The following is a 24,516-nucleotide window of genomic DNA, read 5'->3' as shown; positions in this document are numbered from 1 at the left end:
TAGGAGGGAACGATGATGACTCAAACCGTGCTTGCACCTACATCTTCGAATTCAAGTTCATTCCGCTGGACTCGCTGGACGAAGCGAACCATCCTCTTTATATTTTTGCTGATCATTGCGATCTTGTCCCTGTTCCCGATCATCCTCGTGTTACTAGGATCGTTCAAAACCAACCAGGAACTTACCGGAGGAGCAACAATCTGGCCGAAGATATGGCAGTTCACGAACTACAGCCAGGCTTGGAAGACAGCAAATTTTTCCGGATTTACGATTAACAGCATCTTTGTAAGTATTGCCACAACGTTAGGAACACTGCTGGTATCGTCCATGGCTGCTTATGCGGTGGATCGGGTGAATTTTAAAGGTAAAAAAGCGTATACGCTGCTCATGGCATCCACACTGTTTATTTCGATCGGTGCTGTGGTACTTAGACCACAGTTTGATCTCATGGTCAAGCTGGGTCTGAATAATTCGCTGTGGGGTGTCATCATCATATTAATCAGTGCCCATGCGGCAACCTATTTTATTCTCGTTGGGTTCTTTAAGAGTATCCCCCGTGAATTGGATGAGGCTGCGATGATTGATGGCTGTAACTTCTTTACCACATACTGGCGGATTATTCTACCACTCTTGCGTCCGGGTCTGGCTGTTGCGGGACTAGGTGTTTTCCAGAACTCATGGAATGAATATATTCTCCCGTTCGTATTCACGATGAGCAATCCCAAGTTGCAAACCTTGCCGGTTGGTCTGGCGAACCTTCGCTACGGCATCGGGGCTGCAGCTGAGGTGCAATTAATGATGGCTGGAGCTTGTCTGTCCATTTTGCCACTGCTCGTTGTATACATTTTTGCAAATAAATCATTCATGCAAGTTACGCTGGGGGCTGTCAAAGGTTAGGGCGGTAAAGCTGAGGAAGAGATTTCGGGGAACGGTATTCCGTGCAGATTCCGCTGTGCTATACTCTTTTTAATTACAGCGGACAGGGCCAGCCCTTGTTCAAGGAGCGACCGCCTATGAAGTCAACTTTCTACAAAATGTCTCTGAAAAAACGGATACAGCTCATCTACATTTTTCTCGTTGTTTTGTGTATCAGTGTGACGGGCATTTTCTCTTATCTCTTCGCTGCCAAAAGCATAGAGCGGAACGCGCTTGAATTAAAGAAGAGCATTCTGAACAAGTCCGTACAGGTTATGGACGAGCATCTGCGTCATATCGTCGTTTCATCTTATTCGTTCATGCTGAGTGACACGTTCACACAGGTGATGAAGGATGTGCGCAATCACAATGATGGGCGTTATTATCAGAATCTCTCTCTGCTTCAGACCACATTTGCCCAGTTGAAGCTGGTAGAGCCGCTGATTGATACCGCATATTTGAAGACACCGATCGGCAATTTTTTCTCGACAAAAGACTTCCCGAATCAAAGCAATGCGTTTGACAAGGAATATGGAGAAGTTGTCAAACGGCCCGGCTGGAATACGATGTGGTTTGGTTCACATCCCAGCGAATTATTCCAATCCCGGGGTAATGTGCTGTCACTGTTGCTTAAACCGATTGTGATCGATAACCATACCTTTTCGGAGGTATACATGGTCGTTAACATGAGGGAAGCAGCCATGCGAGATATTTTAAATCAGGATCTGATGAACAGTCAGGTACAATTGTTTTTACTTCATAAAAATGGAAGTGAGGTCATTCGTCCGGGAGCAGGCACTTTTGATCTGGTAACAGAGCCTGGATTTGCACAACGATTAGATCGCGGGTCAGGTGATTTCACGTATACCAACGGACAGGGACAAGATATGTTGGTGAATTACTCGGCTCTATCGATGAATGAGGACTGGGTTATGGTCAATGTTCAGTCCAAGGCCGATTTATTATCTCCACTGAAGAAGATTCGCTGGCTGGTCATCCTGATTATGCTGTTCTGCATCCTGCTGGCGCTCGCGTTGTCCGACCTGTTATCCTCTGCGCTGCTGAAACCGCTGAACAAATTGCGGCGGCTCATGGTCGAGGTGGAGTACAACGACTTGGACGTACGCTTTCGCAGCAAATATGACGATGAGGTCAGTGCCGTAGGACATCGATTTAATCGGATGCTCGATCAGATTCAGGTTTTGTTTGAAGAGGTGCGAGCAACGGAACAGGATAAGCGGCGGCTGGAAGTGAAGGCGCTTCAAGCTCAGGTTGATCCTCATTTTCTATACAATACGTTAAATACGATGTTCTGGAAAAGCGAGAGTGGGGAGAAGAAGGATGTCAGCGCCATGATTGTCTCTCTTTCTCTGCTGTTCAGACTCGGGTTAAATGATGGAAAAGACATGACCACCGTAGAGCAGGAGATCAAACACGTCGAGCAGTATATGCAGTTACAGCAGCAATGTTACGAAGACTTGTTTGAATACCGGATTGAGGCAGAGGAATCTTGCAAAGGAATCGAAATTCTAAAAATTTTGCTTCAGCCTCTGGTGGAAAATTCGATCCTGCATGGTTTTAATGATAAGGAAGATTTAGGACGCATTCTGATCCGGATTCATCGTCTTGAAGATACACTCCGTTTGGAGGTCACGGACAATGGATGCGGCATGGATGTAGCGAAAATGAATGCGGAAGAAACAATAGAGGGGAACCGGAAAGGTTATGCTATATCCAATCTGGTTGATCGATTAAATCTACAGTACGGTGAGCAAGCTTCGCTTGTGTTCCGTAGTGAAATAAACGTGGGGACTACGGTAGTCATTACCATTCCGATTAGCTAGGAGGGAGCGTACGTATGGAGCAACTGACGATGTGTGTTATGGATGATATTCAGGCTGTGGTCAAGGGCATCGTTTCCACCATTCCGTGGGAGGATCATGAGGTGCGGATTGTCGGCACAGCGAATAATGGAGAGCAAGGCTGGTCGCTTCTGATTGAACAGCAGCCGGACATTGTCATTACGGATATCAAAATGCCTCGGCTCAGCGGACTCGAACTCATGAAGCGGGCAATGGATGCTGGACTGCGCTCCAAGTTTATTTTTATTAGCGGATACTCCGATTTTCAATACGCCCAGGAAGCGATCAAGCTCGGAGCCTTCGATTATCTGCTCAAACCGTTTACGCCTGAGGAGATTTTGGGTGCGGTGCTAAAAGTGAGACAGGTTATTGAGAGTGAACAAGCGAAGTCGCAGCAACTTCAAAAGCTGAAACAGAAAGCGGTTAGTAGCAGTGAGTACGAACGTCACAGTTATCTTCTAGGTCTGCTTCGGCATGAGATTGGCGGATTTCTGAATGAAAGCCGGTGGGACGAGCTTGATATTGAGCTGGATTCCTCCAACCTCAACGTTATGGTCATTGAAGTTGATGGCTATACACGCTATGGATCGACGATGCACCTGGATGCAGAGATCGTTCCGTTTGCGGTTCAGAATATCGTCAGCGAGACATTGAATCGGTATACGAGAAGTGTTGTACTGCGTGAAAATCGTTACCGCCTGGCCGCTATATTTAATACATCCGAACAGATTAATTTATCCGATCTTATGGAGCAATGCCGCCACAATGTGGAGCAATATAGCAAAAAGACTATATCCATTGGAGTCGGAACGATCGCTCGCAGACCACAAGAAATCTGGATATCTTATGCCAATGCGGACAAGGCGATATCTTATCGTTTTTACAGTGAAGGAAACTACATCTTCCAGTATGCAGAACTGGAGAATCAGGATGTGGTTGCTCCCGTCTATCCTTTGGAAAAGGAAAAGGAGTTATTTTACGCATTGAAATGTGGCAATGAAAGTTCTTGTCACCGAATTATCGATGATATTTTGGAAGTCTGGCAGAACGCCAAAGGTTTTCCCGAACCACTGACGATGATCCGTCTGTTGTCAGGACTCGCATTTGCGATCTACCGGGCGTTCTGTGATGAGATCACAGAAGAAGAACGGCTTCGTCTGGAAGCAGACTTGACCGTGCTTGAAGCGATGCGGTCGTTGACGTTTGAGGGCTGGGGAGCTTACATCAAGCATTTCAGCAGTATGGGATGCGAGATCATGGATAAGAAAAGGCTTACGGATGTCAAACAGGCGATCAGTAAATCCCAAGAGTTTATTAGCATGAATCTGTCCGAAAATCTCACATTGCAAACTTGTGCCCAGTCGGTTCACTTAAGTCCAAGTTATTTTGCGAATGCGTTCAAGAAGGAAACGGGTATGACGCTTATTCAATATATTACGAAGTTAAGAATGGAAAAGGCGAAGGAACTGCTGGTTGCGGGGGTACAGGTACAGGAAATATGCCAGATGCTGGGGTATGAGGACAGACCGTATTTTAGCGGCCTTTTCAAAAAGTATTGTGGCATGACCCCTACACACTTCCGGCAGATGTATGAGAACGGATAAGACAGAGATCGTCATTTTTCCCACCTTGCATAGTCAGAATGTCCCTCACTTCGACAGAAGTGGAACGTTTATCATTACGTTAACGGGGAACCAAACAGGTTGTCCAGACAAGCATAAGGGGGCATTTCAATGGTTAAAAAGTGGATGATGACAACACTAAGTGCTGTGCTTGCATTAACGGTAGCTGGTTGTTCGACAGACAGTGGAACGACAAAGGGCAGCGAGACTGCAGCTGGCGGCGGAGAACAGAGTAGTGGCAAAACGAAAGTGGTCTATTGGACTCCGGATCGACACGATGCTGATTTTATGAAATCCAAGATCGAGCAATTCAACCAGACCAACAAAGACAACATTGAAGTGGAAATGACCGTCATGGGTGATAATTATCCGCAGGCCGTTGATATCGCATTTGCGAGTAAACAAGCTCCTGATGTGTTTCAAATCGACGATTTCCAAACGTATTATCAAAAGGGGTATCTTGCTCCAATCGACGGATATATGAGTGATGCCATGAAGGCAACGTTCAAGGACAGCCTGATCGAAAATAAAAATACGATTGATGGAAAAGTCTATACCCTTCCGAATACAGGCCAGATCTGGAGACTGGTGTACAATAAAGATATTTTCCAAAAAGCAGGCATTGCTTCTCCGCCTAAAACCATTGCTGAGATGGTAGCAGACGCAAAGAAAATTACCGAAGCAGGTAAAAGTGAAGGCATCTATGGCTTCGCCAGCCCATTCAAAAGTGGTAGCGGTTTCTGGAGAGCGGCGAACACCATTGCCGGTGCAAGCACGAACGAAGGTATCGACGGCTTTAACTACAAGACAGGTCAGTTTGACTTCAACATGTACAAGTCGATTGCCCAGGCACTTCGTCAGATGAATCAAGATGGCAGCATGCTTCCGGGTGTGGAAAGCTTGGATATTGATCCACTGAGAGCACAATTTGCACAAGGCAAAATCGGGATGTACATCAATCACTCCGGTGAGCCAGGCGTCTACAAAGATCAATTCCCGACCAAAGAAAATTGGGGTGCCGCTCCTGTGCCAACAGACGATGGTACGATTAAAGGGGCTTCGCAAGTCATTGGTGGTTCCTATATCGGCATCAATGCGGACTCGAAAAACAAAGAAGCAGCTTGGAAGTTCATGGAGTACGTATACAGCACGGATCTGCAAAGCGAGTATTATGAAAAAGGATACGGTATCTCTCTGATTCCTGCCGTACTCAGCTCCGATAAAAAACCTAGCATTCCAGGTATCGAAGGTTTCTTACCTAAGAAGTACGACGCGATCTTCCCTGCCAATCCAAGTGTGATTACAGAGAGCTCGCTGGAAGGCATGAAATGGGCTGAAGCTTTCTCCGCTTACGTATTCACTGGTGGTGATCTGGATGGCGTGATCAAGGATCTGAACACACGGTATAATGCAGCACTTGAGAAAAGCAAAGCGGCAGGCCTGACTAAAATTGCGGCAGATCCAGCGTTTGATTCATCCAAGCTTCAAGGTAAACTGTCCAAAGAAGAGTAAATTTAAACATGGCGGCCGTCGTATTCATACTTCGGTCGCTTCACTTTACTGAAATTTTCAAAATTATCTTGCCTTGGAGAGGGGAATATCCAATGATTATTGACCAGAATTCCGTAAAACCACATATCATTAACGAAACAAGTTCGCGCAAAATTTTGGGGATGGGTGGAACACTCATGATGGTCGAAGTTACCTTTGCCAAAGGTGGGATCGGCGAAGTTCACTCCCATGATGCGCACGAGCAAGTCAGTTATATTGTAAAGGGTAGCTTTGAGGTTCAAGTAGGCGAAGAGACCAAAGTTCTCCAAGCAGGAGACAGTTTCTATGCAGGCTTGAATGTGCCGCACGGGGTAAAAGCGCTGGAAGATGCGATTATACTGGATGTGTTTACGCCATTCCGTCAGGATTTTCTTGAGGCAGACCTATGAGTGATTTTTACCTTTCAGCAGACGAACTGCAGCAAGCAGCGCTATATTATCAGGAGCATTTTCCAGAGGAAGCCCGAAATTCAGTGACGATTGCCAACCGTGCTATTCTGAATGAATTTATTGTGCCATATACGAATGATCTAACCAACTGGATTCCACTGGGTACGCCGGTGGACTGGCTTCACAATCCGACCAATGATCTGGAGTTCACGTGGGGCATTAACAGGCACTGGCATATGCTTGATTTAGGTAAAGCTTATCTGATGAAAGGCAACCCGTTATATGTGACTACCTTTATCGATCACTATCGTACATGGAGAGAACAGAATCCGGTGCCAGTTCATCTGGCATATGATGAAGCAGTTTTTTTTCAGAAACCAGGTCCTTGGCGTTTGCTTGAAACAGGTCTGCGTGTGCAATCCTGGATTGCAGCGTACAAATATATGGAATCCAGTCCGCAACTGGACGATGTCTTTCGGGCCGAATTTCTGCAAGGGCTGGAGGAGCATGCGGAATTCCTGACGCATTATCTCGGCAGTACGGAAATTAATCATGCCATTATGCATATGCAGGGTTTGTTTATGATTGCGGCTTTTTACAAGGAGCATCCACGAAGTCCATTCTGGCGCCAAGTGGCTACTGAACGGCTGGAGCTATGCCTGTTGCATCAGTTGAATGAAGAGGGCATCCAGGTCGAATTGAACACCCACTATCATAACGCAAGTATTGAAATGTTTGGTACACCGTATCTGCTGGCAGGTATTTCGGGACATCCGTTCTCGGCGTGGTATGGGGAATGTTTACGGAATATGGCCGCGTTCACCGAAGCCATGATCAGACCCGATCATCAATCGACGGGAATTGGAGATTCGGACTGGCTTAGTGACGGAAGGCAGCGGTTAACGCTGTTAGGTGCCATTTTGGGAGACGAGGATCTCATGGCTCGCGGGACTGATAGTTCAGAATGTCTCTGGCTGGTGGGCGCTACAAAATATGAGCAATGCGTCAGATTGCAGGCTGTTGCTTCCCGTTCATTGACGAGCCGTACCTTTCCACAGACCGGATATTATGTAATGAGGGATGATCGTCAGTATCTGTTCTTTGATGCAGCCTCGATGGGTGGTGCTCACGGTCATGCGGATGCTTTGAACATCGAATGGATGTGGAATAACCGACTGTTCTTTACGGATACTGGACGTTATACGTACGAGGAAGGGCAGTGGCGGCATTATTTTAAAAGCACGCGGGCACATAATACGATTACCATAGACGGGACAGATCAGACACCTTATGTATCTACTCAGCAATGGGGTGAGCCTGAGGCAGAAGCGACAACACATCGCTATGAGAGTCAAGGCAGCTATCACTTTATGGATGCTTCACAAGATGGATATACACATCTTCCCGATCCGGTTAGCCATCGTCGGTGGGTGCTTGCAGGCAAAAGCGTACCTCTGCTTCTGGTGGTGGATTGGCTGGATGCTGAAAAGACACACACGTTGGAGCAACGGTTCCATTTGCATCCGGATGCACTGCTTGTATTACGCAAGGAAGATCAAGCGAAACAGCGAGCAGGCATTCGATTTGACGATTCCTCCACGAAGCTGTGCATTAAATTTTTGATGGCGGGGGATGGCAGTGAAACGTTTGAGTTGACAGAACAGGTGGGCTGGGTATCTGAAATCTACGGCTCGAAATCGGAAACGGCTGTTATTCAAGGCAAAGCTGAATTTTCTGGCAAAGTGGGCGTTGTAGCCATAGGCCTACCGGCTGACGAATCAGAAGAAGCTGTGAAAGTTACAGGATGTGCACTGGAGCCGGAACAAATGAGGTTCACGCTAGATTACGAGTACCGCGGTCAGGAAGCCCGGATTGTGATCGACGAACATCAGGTGGACTGGAAGTAGTTAGAGCCTGTTTGCATATGCTGAAATTTATAAAACGATAAGCTCCATGCTTACAGCTAGATAGGATGGATGGAGTGGAACCGTAAAAGGATTGCAGGCTCAGCTTATTACTGAACCTGCAATCCTTTTTACTTTGCCCAGCCTAGTGTTACGATGTATGATCAGCTAGCGGGCTACTTCACTCTCCGGCCCCGCTTCACTCTCGTTGCTTTAGAAGTAACGGGCCTGGGAGAGGGAGGTTTTTTAACCGTTTGAGTAGGGCGGTTGCGGTATACCCACAAGGCATATTCCAGCGGCTGTGTGATCGCTTTATAATAAATGCTTCGTTCACCAATTCGGGCAAAGACTTCACGGGCAGGTTTGGGGTTGACCTCAAGCAGGTAGATTTGCCCACTTTTGTCTATCGCCAAATCCAGTGCAAGCTCACATAGATCGCCATACGTATCCTCAAGGAACGAAGCTACATCAATGCCAAATTTTGCTGCTGTTGCTGTCACTTCTTCTCGCAGTTCTTCTTCGGGAATCCATTGTTTCATCAAACGCTGCATGGCTATGGCCTGCCCGCCTCCATGAAGGTTCGAGGTTACACTTTTCTCAGCGCCCATGCGCCCTGCGCATCCTGTGAGTTCCCATTCGCCTTCTCCGTTTTTCTGAACCAGCATACGGTAGTCATGTACTCTGCCGTTAGGAAGCTGGAGCTGAATCCCTTTTTGCACCAGATATTTATCTTTCATGTTCCAGTGCTGGAGCAGGGGGCCGAGCCTGGATAGATGAACCTTGCGCGGTGTAATAATGCGGCGTTTCTGATCGCGGCCTTGAACGAGTACTGTACTGGGTTCCTTGCTGCTACGTTCTACGCGCAAAATGCCCCGTCCGCCTGTGCCGTTGATCGGTTTCAGATAGATCAGCGGGGACACCTTGAGCATTCGGTTTACATCGGACATGTCCTGAAATAAAATCGTTTCCGGCAAATGCTGCCGGAAGGCGGATTGCTCGGACAGGGTTTGATGAATGGTCCATTTATTGCGTAAAGGTCGATTCAGAAAGAGCAGATGTCCGTATTTTTCACGAAAGGCAAGGAGTTGCTGGAAACGGTGGTTTCGCTGGATGCGGCACCGATCAAAAATCAGATCCGGGAATGCGCGCCATTCCCTGGACCAGCCATTCTTTTCGTCATACACCATCGCTTCGATCTGCCTACCGCTGGAATGAACATCAGCAGGTGTGAATACATAAATATCAAGTCCCCGTTTGCGCCCTTCCAGAATCATTCGGCGGTAGATGCTTCGTTCTTCCAGAGCGCGGTGTTCATTCAGATACAATGTCATAATGCCCAGAACAGGTGAGGACACAAACAATCACCTTCTTTGTATGCAGTATTCCTGCCATTCATCGTACAGACTGACGGGCAAGATAGGCGCTGTACTGGAAAATGCGTTCCAGAGAACGCCGCCTGATCTGTGGTTCATCAAATTTCATCGGTTTTGCATTGGCTTCAAAAAACCAGATCTCCCCCAGATCATCCACGCCAAGATCCATCGACATTTCACCAAGTGTATGTCCCGAACCGCGCTCAACCTGCCTGGCAATCATTAAGGAGGTAGACTTTACCCGTTTCATTAGAGCTGTAGTCATTTCTTCCCCAAATAGCTCGGTGAGTAGCTTCTCCGGGTCTTCTACACTTCCGCCTCGAGGCACGTGAGTTGTAATGCTGCGTGAGCCTGCCAGTCGTGCACCGATGCCAGTCACACTCCATTGCCCTTTGCCATTTTTCTGCACAAGCACACGAAGGTCGAAAGGTCGTTTGTGAGAAGAAGCGAGCTCGATGCCTTGTTGCATGATATAGGGCGTATGTCCGGTTTCTTTGCGAATTCGGGCCCATAACTTGGATAACGTGGCTGCCTTGTATGTCATACTTTTTCGAGTGTTTTGTATTTTAAGTCGGTAAGGCAGCTTTTCTTTTTCTTGAAATTTGAGCATCATGATGCCTTTGCCAGCTTTGCCGCTCTCCGGTTTCAGGTACAAATAAGGATAGGTGCGAAGTACCGTGCCAAGTGAAGATGCGCTGCGCATCCGCCGGGTATGAGGAATCAATTGCTGCGTGGACTTGGATTTTTTGAGCCATTCGAACAGATTCCATTTATTGAAAAAATACGGGTTATACAATTCAATACCGGATTGCAGACATTCTTCAATTTTACGTTGAACCGAGGGTTTGCGTTCATCTTCCCGGTTAGGAATACGGTTATAGAGCACATGAGGGAGAGGGAACGGCTTTGAAGTCCATTTGCCGCTCCCTTTGTTGTACGTATATCCTTTCACGGTAGGTCCAGTCATATTAAGATCGCGGACTGTCACGATATAAACGACGTAGCCCATGCTTTCACCTGTTTGCAAAATATCCTGAAAATTTTGATGATTTCCTCTGAACATCCGCTGTTGATCATGCATGGTGAGTACAGCGATCACAGGTTTGAAATCATCATGAAGGCTCATCAAATGCTGTCCTTCTTCCGGAATTTGCTCAAATACAGGCAATGCTCCAAAATGTGTTCCACCGACGATTTGCCCTCCACCCGGAGTGAAGGGTGACGGAAGATGGAGCGCCCGGGTTTGGCGTTCGCTTCGAACATCCATACATGTTCCTCCTGATCAATGCCCAGATCAAAGCCAATCTCACCAATCAGATGCTGGTGCTGGGATTCAATCGCCTGGGCCAGTGTAATAGCGACGGATTTCGCCTGTTGCAGAACCTCGCCCGCACGTTCCCCGAAATTGCGACTGAGCGCCTGTTCAGGGGTCATTAGAGAGCCGCCATTTTTGATGTGAGTTGTTACACTTCCGCGTCCGGCTTTTTTGGCACCAATGCCAACAACAACCCACTGATTATTCCCGTTCTTATGCATGTGGAAACGAAAGTCAATAGGGCATTCGTCAATCTCAATCAGCCGTATTCCCTGTTGAACGACATAGCCGCGTAACTGCTTGCCATGTCTGCCTTGAAGCATGCGCATGAGGCTATTAAATGAACCAAAGCGCAAGAGGGCGTTGCCGCCTTTTTTGCGATAACGTGCAAAATATCCACGTTTAGGTGAGTAGGTTAAGCGGTAGATCCCGTTGCCAAGGCTGCCAGCGGTGGGTTTGTAATAAACGAACTGATGCCGCTCAAGCATTTCCCTCATCTGATCAATTGTAGGATTGGTGATGGATTCCGGGATATAACGTCCTGCGGTGGGTTCGTTCTCCAGCAACTTGTAAATATCCGATTTATTGAAGAAGCTCCAGTTGAAAAAAGGAATTTTGCGGCGGATAAATCGTTCCCGCAGCTGATTGATCGCTGGTGAAAAGTCGGAACGGCGGCTCGGCAAACGATTGTAAACCACATCGGGCAGTGGCACCGTCCTGCGGAAGAAGCTTCCGCTCTCATTGAGGAAGTACCCGGAAACGGTCTCGTTCTGCCAGTTGATATCTCGCGGAGTGAAGGCATAGATATACGATTTACGGCTTCCTTCACGGAGCAACTGCTTGATGAAACCGGTACGTGAGCCGAACGGATTCGAGCTTGAAGAAGAACCGTCGGACAGCACCCCGATGAGCGGTCCCAGCTGCACTTCATCATTCTGGAGGTTGCGAAGATAAATGCTGCCACGTTTGGGAACGTTCATTAAGTTGCGGATGCCTGATGCCAGATACAGATGTTTCCCCGCTTTGCGAATCGGTTTGATGGTGGCTGGCACGCGATCACGCCCGAACCGCAGATGTATCGTTTTTTTGCCGGACAGATTAAGGCTTTTCATTAAAGCATTAGATACGTACACCACTTTTTCGGGTTTTTGGGTGAAATGCAGATTGCAAAAGGTCAAACTCATGATTTATCCTCCTATCCTGAAAAAGATCCTTGTGCTCCATGGCAAGCAGGCGTTACAGGCCTCAGCTACCTGGAATCGGGATGCGTTTCAGGCCAGCTTTGCTGGATGAATTCGGCATTTTCATTGGACGTGAGACGTCCGCGAGAACATGTTGTTGCAGCAGATAACGGGCATAAGCAAGTGGTTGTGTATACGTCAGGGCATGCATGTGTTTGTCATCTGATTCCGCAAATGAGGCGCGGCCTGGTTTTGAATTTACTTCAATCAACCACAGCCTGCCGTCTACATCAGCTCCAAAATCAAGACCAAGTTCCGCGAGTCGGCCGAAACGGCTCTCCAGCGTCGAAGGAATGAGAGCGGCAGCATGTTTGATCTGTAGCAATAACGATGAAGCTTTGTCTTTGCCATATCGCTCTGTAAGGTATGCATCAGCAGGATAAGCGTTACCCCCGCCGTGAAGATTCGAGGTCAGAGAGCCTTCAGCTCCTTCCCGAATCATACAACCCGTCAGCGTCCAGCGCCCTTGCCCGTTTTTTTGTACCAGTGCCCTTATATCAAATGCTCTTCCGTGATGGCTAAGCTCCAGATAAGGCTGCACAATCATGTTTTGTACAGCCTGATGTGATTCCAGCCAGGAAGATACATCCGTTGCTTGATAAAATGACTTGACATAGTGTTCGTTGCCTCTATTACGACCCTCCACAATCCAGGGGAATGGCAATTCTCCTGTGGATAAGCGGAAGGTGTTTTTGCCATGAGTTCCTGAGGCGGGTTTGAAAAATAAACCTTTGGGCCAGCGGGCAAGCCATATTTCCCAGGGAATAGTCGACCTAACCCGAGTGGTTGGAGCAAGTAGTCCTCGAAGGGTGGTTGACTTCGATAGAGCACGATGAACTTCCCATTTGCCAGGAAGTGCACTTGACCAAGAACGCTGACGAAGACTGGAGGTATGAGGTAGATATTGTTCCAACTGCTGCCTGGTATTTCTGGAAAGTGGATTCAGGCATCGGTTCATCACCAGATCGATCATAGGCATAGGAATAGCTTTCCATTTCTTTTGATGATAAGTGTATGCTCTCTGAAGAATGCCTTCGGTATATTGGGCAGGAATCGGGATGACGATAATTCGTAACCCGTACCTGAAACTTTCCACGCAAAGCCTGCGGCAGAAGCGTTCATCTGCAAAAGGAGGTGAGCCTTCTGCTTCACGGACGAGTATAGCCATGGTATTGTTTTGCGGCGATGTAAACATTTTTGCTGCACCTCCTTCATGAGATCAAACTTCAGAATCCGGCCAGATATGTGGAGTATTCAAGCATGGCTTTGACCGACGGGCGAATTTTGCTCTCGCTCAGCGGGGTATTATCGTTTTTGGATGGTTTCGAATTCACCTCAAGTAGCCATACGCGTCCACTTGTATCTAGCGCGAGGTCGATACCGAGCTCACCAAAATGGGCAGGGATCGCACTCTCAATCCCTTTGGCGATATCGAGTGCTGCTGTATGCAGTCCGGCATAGGCCGAGGCTTTGGCAGAACTGGACAGCTGCGTTTTGGCTACGGCTTCTTTGACGGTACTGAGGCTTCCGCCTCTCGCCAGATTGGAGACGTAATGACTGCCCCCTGCAATACGGGCAACGATGGAAGTTACACTCCACTTTCCTGTCTTGTTTTTCTGTACGAGTGCGCGGAAATCAACAGGCCTGCCGCTGTTGTCAATCAAGGTCAGTCCCTGCTGAATCTGATAACGCGTTGTTTTCATTTTTCCGGACATACTGGCATAGAGTTTATCCAGAGAAGCATAAGATTGTTTGCGGGTACCTCCGACACTTGTCGCCAGAGTTAGATATCCTCCTTCTGGCTGACGGGAGACCCGGATAATGCCTTTGCCCAGTGAACCACGAACTGGCTTCAGAAAGATGACCGGATAACGTTGGCACATTGCTTTGAGAGTCGCTGATGTTTTGAGTAAATGGGACTCGGGCAGCACCCGTTTGAGTGTCGGAATCGACTTAAGTGCGTCAAACACCTCATTTTTGTCCAAGAACTTTTCGTTAAAGGTGTGTGTACCGTATAGCGATTTTACTTCTTTCATAAAATGCTGTACGCTAGGTTTGTTCTCGAGTTTGCGGGACGTCAGCCGGTTATTGACCACATCTGCCACAGGCAGAACGGTCTTTTTCCAGCCGTCATCATATACCCAGCCTTGCATGTAACCAGTTACTGCTCCGATGTCCTCCGGTGTGAAAAAGGATACATAGGCGCCCTGCTTTCGGCAGGCATGCACTAATTCCTGGCAGAACATCGTAATCGAGCCAAAAGGCCGATCAGGTTGATCGGGGTAATCCTGGCTGACCATAACGCTGATGTAGGGTCCCAGGCGAAGCGTATGGCTGGAAGCACGGTAAGATACCCTCAGGACTGAACGGGGCACAAGGCCGGTTTTGCTGGCTACCGTCTGATTGAGTCTTAATCCGTCATACCGGGGAACCGGAATAACTGTAACTTCACGGCGGTACGAACCGAATTGCAGTTGAAGAGGTCTTCCCGAAGGAATCTTGAGTGCTTTGAGAACCCCTTCGCCCAGCATGATGACGTCGTCCTGCAGGATGCCCGAGCCGGTAACCTGTATCGTTACTTTTTTAGTGGACATCACGGATCTCCTTCCGGGCGGCAGCTTGATGTCTGATCTTGAAGTTGAACGGCATCTGAACATGGCATGTGCTTCATCATATGAGGACATATACCCCTTGGTGATTGACCCAGCCGGATTTAAATGTGTTTGATTTGGGGCGTTTTTGGGCGGCCTGATCCAGAACCTTTATTTGAGAGCATAGAATGCGTGTTCTTACACGGATGAACAACCAATTTAGAGGAGGAATTATAATGAATATTTATGACAAAGCCAATGATTTGGCAAAAGCACTAAGAGAAAGTAGCGAGGTTGAGGAGATTACCTCTGCGATGAAATTGATTGAAGCTGATCCAGAGGCCAAAGCGATGCTGGACAACTTCCGTAACCAACAGATGGAATTGCAACAACGCATGATGAGTGGAGATATGCCAGCACCGGATGAGATGGAAAAGATGGAAAAACTCTTTGAAGTATTGAGTCTGAACCTGAACATCCGCCGCCTGTTTGATGCAGAGCGTCGCCTTAGTGTAATTATTGAGGATGTAAACAAAATTATTGCAGATAGCCTTGCTCATCTGTACGGCGGAGCAGAAGCTTAAGCTATAAGCTCAATAAGATACACTTGTCTGTTTTTTTCTCTGATCCTCTCATATTCCCTCTGAACCGTTCATAGACTAGCTATATATGGAACGAAGGAGCTGTGAATAGTGAAGAGGTTGAAAAAAACAAAACATGTCATCTATCTGCTGATTGCATTGTCAATGCTGGTTATCGCGCTTCCGCGCATTTCCTTTGCTGGCGGAATGGACTGGGTTAATATTTTCGGTATCGTGTGGGTGCTGTTCTCGCTGTTAATTGTAGGCGCACACCTGCATTTCATTCTTGGCGTAGATGAGGAGAAGAAACGTGCGCTGGAGGCTGTACGCCGGGCGAAGTTACGGCAGTGGGAGATGAAACTGCTGGACAAGCAGGAGCGTAGCGAATCCGTATAAATGAGTTTTAGATAGACCGGAATCCTGAAGTGTGTGGGGTTTCGGTCTTATTTGTGTTTTCAAGCAAAGTATATAGGATCAGACCATGCAGGATAACATTGAGAAGTTTTTTTGCAGGTCAGGACTCTATGTCAGATGGGGGTTATTTTCCTAAGGTCGTGTTATAATAGATACAGTATAGTACAGATGCAACCTCGGGGGTGGTACAGTTGGACGGACAAGAAGAAAACGTCACGAAGCATGAACAGCTTCTACAGCATATTGAACAATTGAAGGTGGGCAGCAAAATCTCGGTGCGCGGGCTTGCACGTGAACTGGGGGTAAGTGAGGGAACCGCTTATCGTGCTGTTAAAGAGGCGGAGAACTTCGGACTGGTCGTGACGAAAGAGAGAATCGGAACGGTGCGGATCGAAAAAAGACCTCGGGGCATGTCGGAGCAACTGACCTTTGCCGACGTGGTCACGATTGTGGAGGGACATGTGCTTGGCGGTAATGAAGGACTAGCCAAGCCATTGCACAAGTATGTGATTGGTGCGATGAAGGAGCAGGCGATGGCGCGGTACATCGATGCTGGCAGTCTGCTTATTGTCGGTAACAGGGAAGATGCTCATTCTTTGGCATTGGAACAAGGAGCTGGCGTATTGATTACGGGTGGTTTTGGTACAAGCAGGGATGTAAGGATTATGGCGGATGAACTGGGACTGCCGATTATCTCCTCCAGACATGATACCTTTACTGTGGCCTCTATGATTAACCGTGCGATCTTTGACAGGCTGATCAAGAAAAAAATCATGCTGGTGGAGGATATTATCGGCCAGAAACCACGTCTGCAAGTGCTCAAAGTGACGAGTTCGGCCGCGGACTTTCATTCGCTGGTGTCGGAGACAGGGGAGCACCGTTTTCCGGTTGTGGATGAATGGAACCGGGTCATTGGCATTGTGAGTCTGAAGGATGTCAGTGAGCTACAGCCGGATCAAAGCATTGAAAAATGTGTCGTTCGCCGTCCGATTACAGCATCGTTACAGACCTCCCTTGCTTCTGCTGCGCAGATTATGACCTGGGAAGGCATTGATTTCCTGCCCATCGTTGACCGAAACCGCAAGCTTATTGCTTCCGTTACACGGAAGGAAGTACTGCAGGCTATGCGTGATGCACAGAAGCAGCCCCAGCTTGGCGAAACCTTTGATCATCTGATCTGGAACGGATTCGCGGAAGAACGTGGGGAGCAGAATGAACTGTTATTCCACGGCTTCATTATTCCCCAGATGGCCACGGATTTGGGGACGATTTCGGAAGGCGTGTTGCTGAATGTCATGACACAAGCTGCACGAAGAGCCGCGTGGGACGTCACGGGCAACGACCATGTGGTCGATAACGTAACGACATATTTTGTCCGTCCGGTACAGATTGAAGATCAGATTATGGTGCGTCCCATGATTCTGGAAACGAGCCGCAGGACATGCAAAATGGATATTGTCATTACCCGCGAGGGCAGTGTGGTGTGCAAGGCCGTCATGACGCTGCAGTCCATAGACCATGCTTAGAATAATTGCATAATACCTTCTCGGAAGCGATGGTCTGGAAACATATCCTGGCACATAAAAAAAGAGAGCGATAGCCGTTCAGGGGAAGAAGTGAGCCATTGATCTGCTATGCGGCATTTGCATTTTGACATGTACGGATCAGCATGTACAGATGACAGCAATGCAGCAAAGTGCATACGGCTTACCTTATTCACCTCAAGATTGTTCGGGAGTGCTCTCTTTTTTTGCTGATATGTTGTCCAAACCTGACTTGTAGCGAAACGCTTCGGTATGTGCAACGTCTAACCCTAAGCGGTTGTATTGCTGGAATGCTGTTTAAGTCTGGCGTAGTAACTGCGATTACGGAGACCGGCAAACACATTGTAAGCTCCCATGATCAGGAAAAGCGCTTCCACAATGACAGATAACGTAGAACCGGTAAAAACAAACATCAAGATCAGTGCGAGAATGATAAGCATGCAGCCCATCCAGATATTCGTCCAGGAGCGATACAAACCGGCAACATGTTGGTCAGTTGTCCGGCGTGAACGAATGCTGTTCATGGCAGAACAGATCATAGCGATGGCGAAGAGGGCGATCAGGATATACTTGAATACTTCGATCAACACGCAGAAGCAACTCCTTTTTTGAAAAACATAGACTGCCCTTATTGTAGCATGTGACCATGCAGACCAGGGCAGTTTTTTGCATTTTTCGGAGATTATGCTGGAACGTGAATGCGAATCTGTACCCAGACTTGTAAAACGCCCTCCATGACAAGCATCGTTTTGACCTGAACGGAATATTCTTTTTCCCTGACTTTATATATTTTCTGGTTAAGCATGATGCGTGTCATTTTGCTATATTCGTCGATGTTATACACATCTCTTCCACGCAAAACTTCAAGCTCATCCCCGAGTTTCTGTAACATTAGTTTTAGTGAGGCCTCGTCAGGGCCTTTATCGGATTCTTCGGCGCGAACTTTGATCTCTTTGATCACCGTTTGGCGCTTGCTGTATTTTTTCAGAGTTTTTATATCCTCCTCGTTCTGGTGTAGTTGAAGTTGCAGCTCCTGATTGTTTAGCCACAGTTTGTTGTAACTGAGATGAAACACGCCGTTATACACAACACATCCAGCGATCATTCCGAGTACAAATACGGCAGTCATACGCATCAACGGGCGGTAGCGGGAGAAGGGGGGAAGTCTCATACAGGGTCATCACGGGTCATCTAACCCCGACCTCCGCCGCACACCCATTTCACCAGTTCCGTTCCCATATGTGCCCCCATAAAGGCTGAGATCAGGTATAGGATTTGTTTCACTGCTGGTGACAGGTTGCCATCCAGAAAATTACTCTCAATGACTCGCATCGGATCGATCGTACCACCCACAGCGGCAGCGAGTGCCCAGATTTTTATTTTGCCAGAAATATCGAGCATGGTTTGTGTGGGAGGCTGAAGGGAAATGACAGCACCTATACCTCCAATCATCGCGCCGCCCAGCACGATCCCGAATGCAATAAAGAAATCAAGAATGGCTTTGGATAAAAAAGTGCTCACCCACAACACCCCTTTCAGACCAGCAGCATCCCGCCTGTTTTAGGTTTGTACAACAGGGGAGCAGCTTGTACTTCTATTGTATGGGCGAGCCCCCTGACGTTATGATAAAATAGAATAATAAACTCTTTTATTTAGATAGAGAATTCAATTTTAACGGTAACATTCATATAAGTGCATATTTACGCGGATTTCGACGATTCGGATTTTGCGCATTATAAAGTACACTACGGCGGCACACAGCATCAATGATGAGAGCTGCCACTGTAAGCGGGGAAAGGAAGTAAAAAGACATGAGTTCTTTTGTGCATTTGCATGTTCACAGTGAATATAGTTTGCTGGACGGCGCTGCGCGTATTCCGGATCTCGTGGATAAAGCCGCAGATCTGGGGATGACGACACTTGCGCTGACCGATCATGGCGTCATGTATGGGGCTATCCCATTTTATAAAGCCTGCGCCCAGCGGGGAATCAAACCGATTATCGGCTGTGAAGCATATATGACGGCAGGTTCTCGCAAGGAACGGGGAAGCCGGAAGGATCAACCGATCTATCATTTGATTTTGCTGGCGAAAAATATGACCGGTTATCGGAACCTGATGAAGCTGTGTTCCATTGGACATCTGGAGGGTTTCCACTATAAACCGCGTATCGACATGGAGAGTTTGGCGGCACATCATGAGGGAATTATCTGTCTCAGCGCTTGTCTCGGCGGCGAAGTTCCTCAGCATCTGTTGCATGGACGTGAAGAAGAGGCGCGCCGCGCCGCGCTACGTTACAAAAACATCTTTGGCTCCGACTTTTATCTGGAACTACAGGATCACGGACTGGCTGAGCAAAAAAGAGTCAATCCGCAGCTGATCAAACTCGCTGCTGAATTGGAAATCCAGCTTGTGGCAACGAATGATGCTCATTATCTGTCCGAAGAGGATGCAGAACTGCAAGATGTCCTGATCTGTATCGGGACAGGTAAAACGGTAGAGGATGAGACTCGTTTGCGGATCGGAACGAACCAATTGTATTTGAAGAGCGGCGAGCAGATGGTTCGTCTGTTCCCTCATGTGCCGGAGGCCATCGCTAATACAGTCCGCATCGCCGATTCTTGCGAACTGGAGCTGGAATTTGGCAAATCCATTTTACCGGAATACCGTCCGCTCCCTGAAGGTTTGAGTCCGTCTGCATATCTTCGTCAGTTGTGTGAAGAGGGTATGAATGCCCGGTATGCAGACTCCGATCGGTGGAACGATACGGCGCTTCGTACAGAGCTGGAGCAACGGCTGGACTATGAGTTGCGGGTTATTGACAGCATGGGATTCTCGGATTATTTCCTGATCGTGTGGGATTTCATCGCTTATGCGCACAAGCAGGGAATTGTCACCGGACCGGGTCGGGGTTCATCGGCAGGAAGCCTGGTGGCTTATACACTTCGTATTACGGATGTCGATCCGATGAAATATAACCTGCTCTTCGAGCGTTTTCTCAATCCTGAGCGGATATCCATGCCCGATATCGATATCGATTTCAGTGATGAACGTCGTGACGAGGTCATTGATTATGTGGCACAGAAATACGGCAAAGCCCATGTTGCCCAAATTATTACGTTTGGAACCATGGCAGCCCGGGCTGCAGTCCGTGATGTTGGGCGGGCGCTGAATGTGCCATATGGCGAAGTGGACAAGGCTGCGAAACTGATTCCTGCACAGCTCGGCATCAACATTGAACGAGCAATGGAAGCTACGCCGGAGCTGAAGGCGTTGTATGAGACGAAACCCAAGACACGTGAGCTGCTCGATATGGCAATGAAGGTGGAAGGCATGCCTCGTCATGCTTCCACGCATGCTGCGGGTGTCGTCATCTCACGAGATCCGCTGACGGATGCCGTTCCATTGCAGGAAGGAAGCGAAGGAACAGCCCTGACACAGTATTCCATGGAAAATCTGGAATCGATAGGGCTGCTTAAGATGGATTTTCTCGGCTTACGAACCCTCTCCATTATAGAACGTTGTCTGCGCTGGATTGGGGAGCGTGCGGAAGTTCCAGATTTTACACGGATTGCTGACGACGACCCACTTACGTATGAGATGCTGGGACGCGGCGATACGATGGGTATATTTCAGCTGGAATCTGCCGGAGTACGTCGTGTGTTGAAGGAAATGAAGCCGAGTGTATTCGAAGATATTATCTCCGTACTGGCGTTGTACCGTCCAGGTCCGATGGAGTTTATCTCCAAATACATTCAGGGTAAGCATGGTCAGATTGAAGTGGAATATCCACATGATGATCTGGAGTCGATTCTGAAAGATACGTACGGCATCATTGTCTATCAGGAGCAGATCATGCAGATTGCATCCCGTATGGCGGGCTTTTCCTTGGGAGAAGCAGATTTGCTTCGCCGAGCTGTTTCCAAGAAAAAACGGGAAGTGCTCGATCTGGAACGAGGCCACTTTGTTCAGGGCAGTCTGAAACAGGGATATAGCGAAGCAGAAGCAGACCTCGTTTACGATATGATTGTCAAATTCGCCAACTACGGTTTTCCACGTGCTCACGCGGCAGCGTATGGTGTGCTTGCATTCCAAACGGCTTACTTGAAGGCGCACTATCCCGTGCATTTCATGGCTTCTATGCTAACCGCTGTTATGGGGAGCCATCGTAAGGTTGCAGAGTATGTAATGGAATGCCGTCACATGCAGATTAATGTGCTCCCGCCAGATGTAAATGAAAGTGGCATTTTGTTCACACCTGTGTTTGCTTCGTCTGCTGTGAAGGAGATGGATGAATCAAGGGAGACAGGTGGACAACCATCAAGACGTGAAGCTCCCGAAGCCCACGAAGATGCTTCTTATGATAACTATGAGGAACATGGGGATTACGGAGAGGTGCCGTTACCGGATGATCCTGGGCCTATGCCGGAGGATAACGAACACTTAACGGAAATGGAGAGAAGTGGATACGACGAAGGTTGGCAGGCTGTATCTGCTAAGTCAGATTCGAAAGAGTCGGGCCGTAAGTTAGACCCGGGTCTGGTGAGAATATCTGTATCGGACACTGTGCTTGGATCGGAACAGGCTCATGATCAGCAAAAAATGCGGGATCATGATAGGATGCAGGGTGCCGAGCATGCTCAGTCTGAGGATGAGACGCACAACCAGAATCGCGATCAGACGTATAGACAGATTCAGGAAAAGGCATCAGAATTAAGCAATGAGGATAGTGGAGCAGTAACGATATGGTCTTCTGGAGCCATTCGTTTCGGGCTGGCTGCAGTGAAAAATGTAGGCACACAAGCGATGGAAAGTATTATGGCAGTCAGACAGGAAAAACCGTTCGACAGTCTGCTCGATTTTTGTCGCCGTGTTGATCTGAGAGTGTGCAACAAACGTGTCATTGAATCGCTGATTCAGGCTGGAGCATTTGACAGCTTGCCAGGACATCGTGCGCAATTGCTTGCAATGTTAGACGAGACTGTTGAAGCGGCTCTGAAATGGCGTAAAGAGCGTGAGGATCTGCAGATTCAGCTGTTTGACTTTGTGGAGACACCAAACTGGGAGATTGAATATCCGGAAATTCCGCCGTTCTCGGCAAGTCAGCAGCTGGAACTGGAACGTGAATTGCTTGGTCTGTATCTGTCCGGTCATCCACTGGATGATTACGAAGATGTGCTCGCATCGAGCGGGGCTGACCGGATCATGGAATTGACGGAAGCGGCTGACGATACGATGGCCGTCGCCGCAGGTATGGTGGTGTCCGTGAAGTTGATTACGACGAAACAGGGCAAGGCCATGGCGTTCATGGAGCTGGAAGATCAGGTCGAACGCTGCGAAGTGGTTCTCTTTCCCGAGGTATGGCGGCGAAGCCAGCAACATGTCGGGAAAGGTGAACTGCTCGTCGTGCGTGCCAAGGTGCAGCAGCAGGACGAGGGCTTTAAGCTGCTGGCCGAGGAGGTGTCGCCGCTGACACCGGCGGCACTGGAACAGCAGCTGCGCAGCCGCGACCGCCGGGGCAAGCCCGGCAGCGGCAGCGCTTCGCGCCCGGTGCAGGCGGCTTCGCCGCAGCGACCGGCGGGCGCGGGAGCCGCAGCGCAGCGCAGCAGCGCAGGCGGTGACGCTTCCGCTGCGCGTGCAAGCGGAAGCCGCAGCCCTGCCTCGGCGCGCAGCGAGGCAGGCACAGGCGCCGCAGCCAGCGCACGCGCGGGCAATGCGACGCCTGCGGCTGGCGCGGCGGAGCAGGGCCGCGCGCCGCGTGGGGCCGAGCAGCGGGTGTTCGTGAAGCTCACCCCGCAGGCCGAGAAGCCCGAGCTGCTGGCGCGCCTCAAAGAGCTGCTCCAGCAGCATCCTGGCCCGGTAGCGACCGTACTTTTCTACGAGCAGCAGCAGAAGCTGCTCGCCTTGAGCGACGCCTACCGGATCAAACCTTCACCGGCACTGTTCTCCGAAATGGAGAAAATGCTTGGTGAAGGGACAGTCAAAATCAAATAAAGCTGAAGCAGGTTTTCACCACCTTCAGCGAGGGATGTCCACCGTTTGCAAGATCAAGAACGGTGGGCATCCTTTTTTTATAAAAGTTCCGTCAATGATGTATCCCTTCGGCTCAGTGTTATCGTTCACCAGAAGTCTTTGCGCGAATGTACACATTGCCAGTTGTAATGATAACAAGAACGGTTATTCCGGTGAAAAACAGCAAAATACGCCGGGAAATTCTATTTTATGCGGAATTGTGTGTGCTCCGTTTACCATGAACTCCGTCTTGAATTACAAGGCTCTCTCTATGAATGAATGATGAGGGAAATACCCTCTTTGAAATTTTATCCAATAAACGCCAGCTGTACTTGCACATGCTAGCCAACAGAAGATCGGTATGGCGTAATGTCAGCTTGAGCGTGTACATTCGCACAATTTATGAACATTTTGGAAGTTCACTGCATACACTTGAGAACACCGAAGAACTTGGAGGTTCTCGGGGGATTGATGCGGGAGGTCGAGATATGTCATATGAGATCGCGGAAGCTATGCTGGCCCGGCGAGGTGTACACATTGATGCTATCGCAGAGATTGTATATCGTTTGCAGAAAGGGTACCACCCGGAATTGACCATGGACGACTGTGTAACCAGCGTAAAATCCGTGTTGCAAAAAAGAGAGGTACAGTACACACTGTACACCGGCATTGCGCTTGACGAACTGGCTGAAAAAAAGCTTCTACCCCAACCGCTGCAAGCGATAATGGAAGCGGATGAGTCACTCTATGGAGTGGACGAGACTCTGGCTTTAGGGATAACACATGTGTATGGCATGATTGGTTTAACCAGTTTTGGCTATCTGGACAAGGAAAAAATAGGTGTGATTCATGATTTGAATGAACAAAAATCAGCCGTTCACGTGTTTCTGGATGATCTGGTTGCAGGTCTTGCTGCAGCCGCCTCCGCGCGGATTGCACACAAGAATATTAAAGCTAAGAAATACCCTTCCGACCTGTAAGATCTATTAATACCAACATAAACCTGTGGTTACCATCTCAATCTGTCCAATAGGATTAGGGGCGGCTATGGCTGCCCTGTAAGGTTTTTGCCTCTTAGTAAAAGTCAGCGAATTATATCACATGACTATGACCATTTGGCTTGCCAAGCAGGGGGCAATGTCCCGAATCATCCGATTTTCTCCTGAAAGGTCTTCAACCCTTCCTTGCAGAAAAAAACGGAGG

General features: G+C 48.5%; 19 protein-coding genes. 11 read left to right on the top strand and 8 right to left on the bottom strand.

All coding sequences use genetic code 11. The features are described 5' to 3' along the window. The first annotated feature begins 15 nt into the window (after nt 1-15). The 6 genes from J2T16_RS08565 to J2T16_RS08540 all read left to right on the top strand — a co-directional run bounded on the left by J2T16_RS08565 (nt 16) and on the right by J2T16_RS08540 (nt 8,246). On the top strand, nt 16-897 hold the full coding sequence (locus J2T16_RS08565; protein WP_499018130.1) for a carbohydrate ABC transporter permease: 882 nt from the start codon (nt 16-18) through the stop codon (nt 895-897). A gap of 116 nt (nt 898-1,013) precedes the next feature. Further along, the gene (locus J2T16_RS08560; RefSeq protein WP_499018129.1) at nt 1,014-2,759 is read left to right on the top strand and encodes a sensor histidine kinase; all 1,746 of its coding nucleotides are present in this window, start codon (nt 1,014-1,016) and stop codon (nt 2,757-2,759) included. Nucleotides 2,760-2,773: 14 nt separating this feature from the next. Next, nucleotides 2,774-4,381, top strand: coding sequence for a helix-turn-helix domain-containing protein (locus J2T16_RS08555; RefSeq protein WP_499018128.1), 1,608 nt, complete (start codon nt 2,774-2,776; stop codon nt 4,379-4,381). A 129-nt stretch (nt 4,382-4,510) separates the two neighbouring features. Then, the gene (locus tag J2T16_RS08550; RefSeq protein ID WP_499018127.1) at nt 4,511-5,911 is read left to right on the top strand and encodes an ABC transporter substrate-binding protein; all 1,401 of its coding nucleotides are present in this window, start codon (nt 4,511-4,513) and stop codon (nt 5,909-5,911) included. Between the two features lie 92 nt (nt 5,912-6,003). Further along, a complete protein-coding gene (locus J2T16_RS08545) occupies nt 6,004-6,339 on the top strand; it encodes a cupin domain-containing protein (protein ID WP_499018126.1) in 336 nt (111 codons plus the stop codon). Continuing rightward, nucleotides 6,336-8,246 (top strand): alginate lyase family protein, encoded by a 1,911-nt coding sequence (locus J2T16_RS08540; RefSeq protein ID WP_499018125.1) that lies wholly within the window; start codon nt 6,336-6,338, stop codon nt 8,244-8,246. Before J2T16_RS08545 ends, J2T16_RS08540 begins: the two co-directional genes overlap by 4 nt. A 173-nt stretch (nt 8,247-8,419) precedes the next feature. Here the strand turns inward: J2T16_RS08540 and J2T16_RS08535 are convergent, their stop codons facing one another. The 5 genes from J2T16_RS08535 to J2T16_RS08515 all read right to left on the bottom strand — a co-directional run bounded on the left by J2T16_RS08535 (nt 8,420) and on the right by J2T16_RS08515 (nt 14,766). After that, the gene (locus J2T16_RS08535; protein WP_499018124.1) at nt 8,420-9,598 is read right to left on the bottom strand and encodes a YheC/YheD family endospore coat-associated protein; all 1,179 of its coding nucleotides are present in this window, start codon (nt 9,596-9,598) and stop codon (nt 8,420-8,422) included. Between the two features lie 37 nt (nt 9,599-9,635). After that, entirely contained in the window at nt 9,636-10,742 is a 1,107-nt protein-coding gene (locus tag J2T16_RS08530) for a YheC/YheD family endospore coat-associated protein (RefSeq protein ID WP_221786547.1), read from the bottom strand. Next, nucleotides 10,742-12,115 carry a YheC/YheD family endospore coat-associated protein gene (locus tag J2T16_RS08525; protein ID WP_090920191.1) on the bottom strand — a complete coding sequence of 458 codons (1,374 nt, stop codon included), beginning with the start codon at nt 12,113-12,115 and terminating at the stop codon, nt 10,742-10,744. Before J2T16_RS08525 ends, J2T16_RS08530 begins: the two co-directional genes overlap by 1 nt. Before the next feature lie 61 nt (nt 12,116-12,176). Further along, nucleotides 12,177-13,367 (bottom strand): YheC/YheD family endospore coat-associated protein, encoded by a 1,191-nt coding sequence (locus tag J2T16_RS08520; protein WP_499018123.1) that lies wholly within the window; start codon nt 13,365-13,367, stop codon nt 12,177-12,179. 31 nt (nt 13,368-13,398) lie between these two features. Beyond that, nucleotides 13,399-14,766: a YheC/YheD family endospore coat-associated protein gene (locus tag J2T16_RS08515; RefSeq protein WP_090920197.1), complete on the bottom strand. Its 1,368-nt coding sequence runs from the start codon at nt 14,764-14,766 to the stop codon at nt 13,399-13,401. Between the two features lie 233 nt (nt 14,767-14,999). On the opposite strand from J2T16_RS08515, the gene J2T16_RS08510 reads away from it, so the two are divergent. The 3 genes from J2T16_RS08510 to J2T16_RS08500 all read left to right on the top strand — a co-directional run bounded on the left by J2T16_RS08510 (nt 15,000) and on the right by J2T16_RS08500 (nt 17,284). Then, nucleotides 15,000-15,347: a YlbF/YmcA family competence regulator gene (locus J2T16_RS08510; RefSeq protein ID WP_090920200.1), complete on the top strand. Its 348-nt coding sequence runs from the start codon at nt 15,000-15,002 to the stop codon at nt 15,345-15,347. A 108-nt stretch (nt 15,348-15,455) separates the two neighbouring features. Continuing rightward, on the top strand, nt 15,456-15,740 hold the full coding sequence (locus J2T16_RS08505) for a hypothetical protein (protein ID WP_090920203.1): 285 nt from the start codon (nt 15,456-15,458) through the stop codon (nt 15,738-15,740). A gap of 209 nt (nt 15,741-15,949) precedes the next feature. Beyond that, the gene (locus tag J2T16_RS08500; RefSeq protein ID WP_090920206.1) at nt 15,950-17,284 is read left to right on the top strand and encodes a DRTGG domain-containing protein; all 1,335 of its coding nucleotides are present in this window, start codon (nt 15,950-15,952) and stop codon (nt 17,282-17,284) included. 287 nt (nt 17,285-17,571) lie between these two features. Here the strand turns inward: J2T16_RS08500 and J2T16_RS08495 are convergent, their stop codons facing one another. From J2T16_RS08495 to J2T16_RS08485, 3 genes are all read right to left on the bottom strand, one after another. Further along, the gene (locus tag J2T16_RS08495) at nt 17,572-17,892 is read right to left on the bottom strand and encodes a YtpI family protein (protein WP_090920209.1); all 321 of its coding nucleotides are present in this window, start codon (nt 17,890-17,892) and stop codon (nt 17,572-17,574) included. A gap of 92 nt (nt 17,893-17,984) precedes the next feature. Then, a complete protein-coding gene (locus tag J2T16_RS08490; RefSeq protein WP_090920211.1) occupies nt 17,985-18,473 on the bottom strand; it encodes a sporulation membrane protein YtrI in 489 nt (162 codons plus the stop codon). A 20-nt stretch (nt 18,474-18,493) separates the two neighbouring features. After that, nucleotides 18,494-18,823, bottom strand: a complete 330-nt coding sequence (locus J2T16_RS08485) for a YtrH family sporulation protein (protein WP_090920214.1) — start codon at nt 18,821-18,823, stop codon at nt 18,494-18,496. 290 nt (nt 18,824-19,113) lie between these two features. Here J2T16_RS08485 and J2T16_RS08480 point away from each other — a divergent pair, with 290 nt between their 5' ends. Then, nucleotides 19,114-23,295 carry a DNA polymerase III subunit alpha gene (locus J2T16_RS08480; RefSeq protein WP_499018122.1) on the top strand — a complete coding sequence of 1,394 codons (4,182 nt, stop codon included), beginning with the start codon at nt 19,114-19,116 and terminating at the stop codon, nt 23,293-23,295. A gap of 506 nt (nt 23,296-23,801) precedes the next feature. Next, nucleotides 23,802-24,293, top strand: coding sequence for a phosphatidylglycerophosphatase A family protein (locus tag J2T16_RS08475; protein ID WP_123064193.1), 492 nt, complete (start codon nt 23,802-23,804; stop codon nt 24,291-24,293). Nucleotides 24,294-24,516: the final 223 nt, after the last annotated feature.

This window comes from Paenibacillus intestini (genome assembly GCF_030803945.1).
Lineage (GTDB): Bacteria > Bacillota > Bacilli > Paenibacillales > Paenibacillaceae > Paenibacillus > Paenibacillus polysaccharolyticus.
Note: the sequence above shows the minus strand (reverse complement) of the source record. Positions and strands in the feature narration are given on the sequence as shown.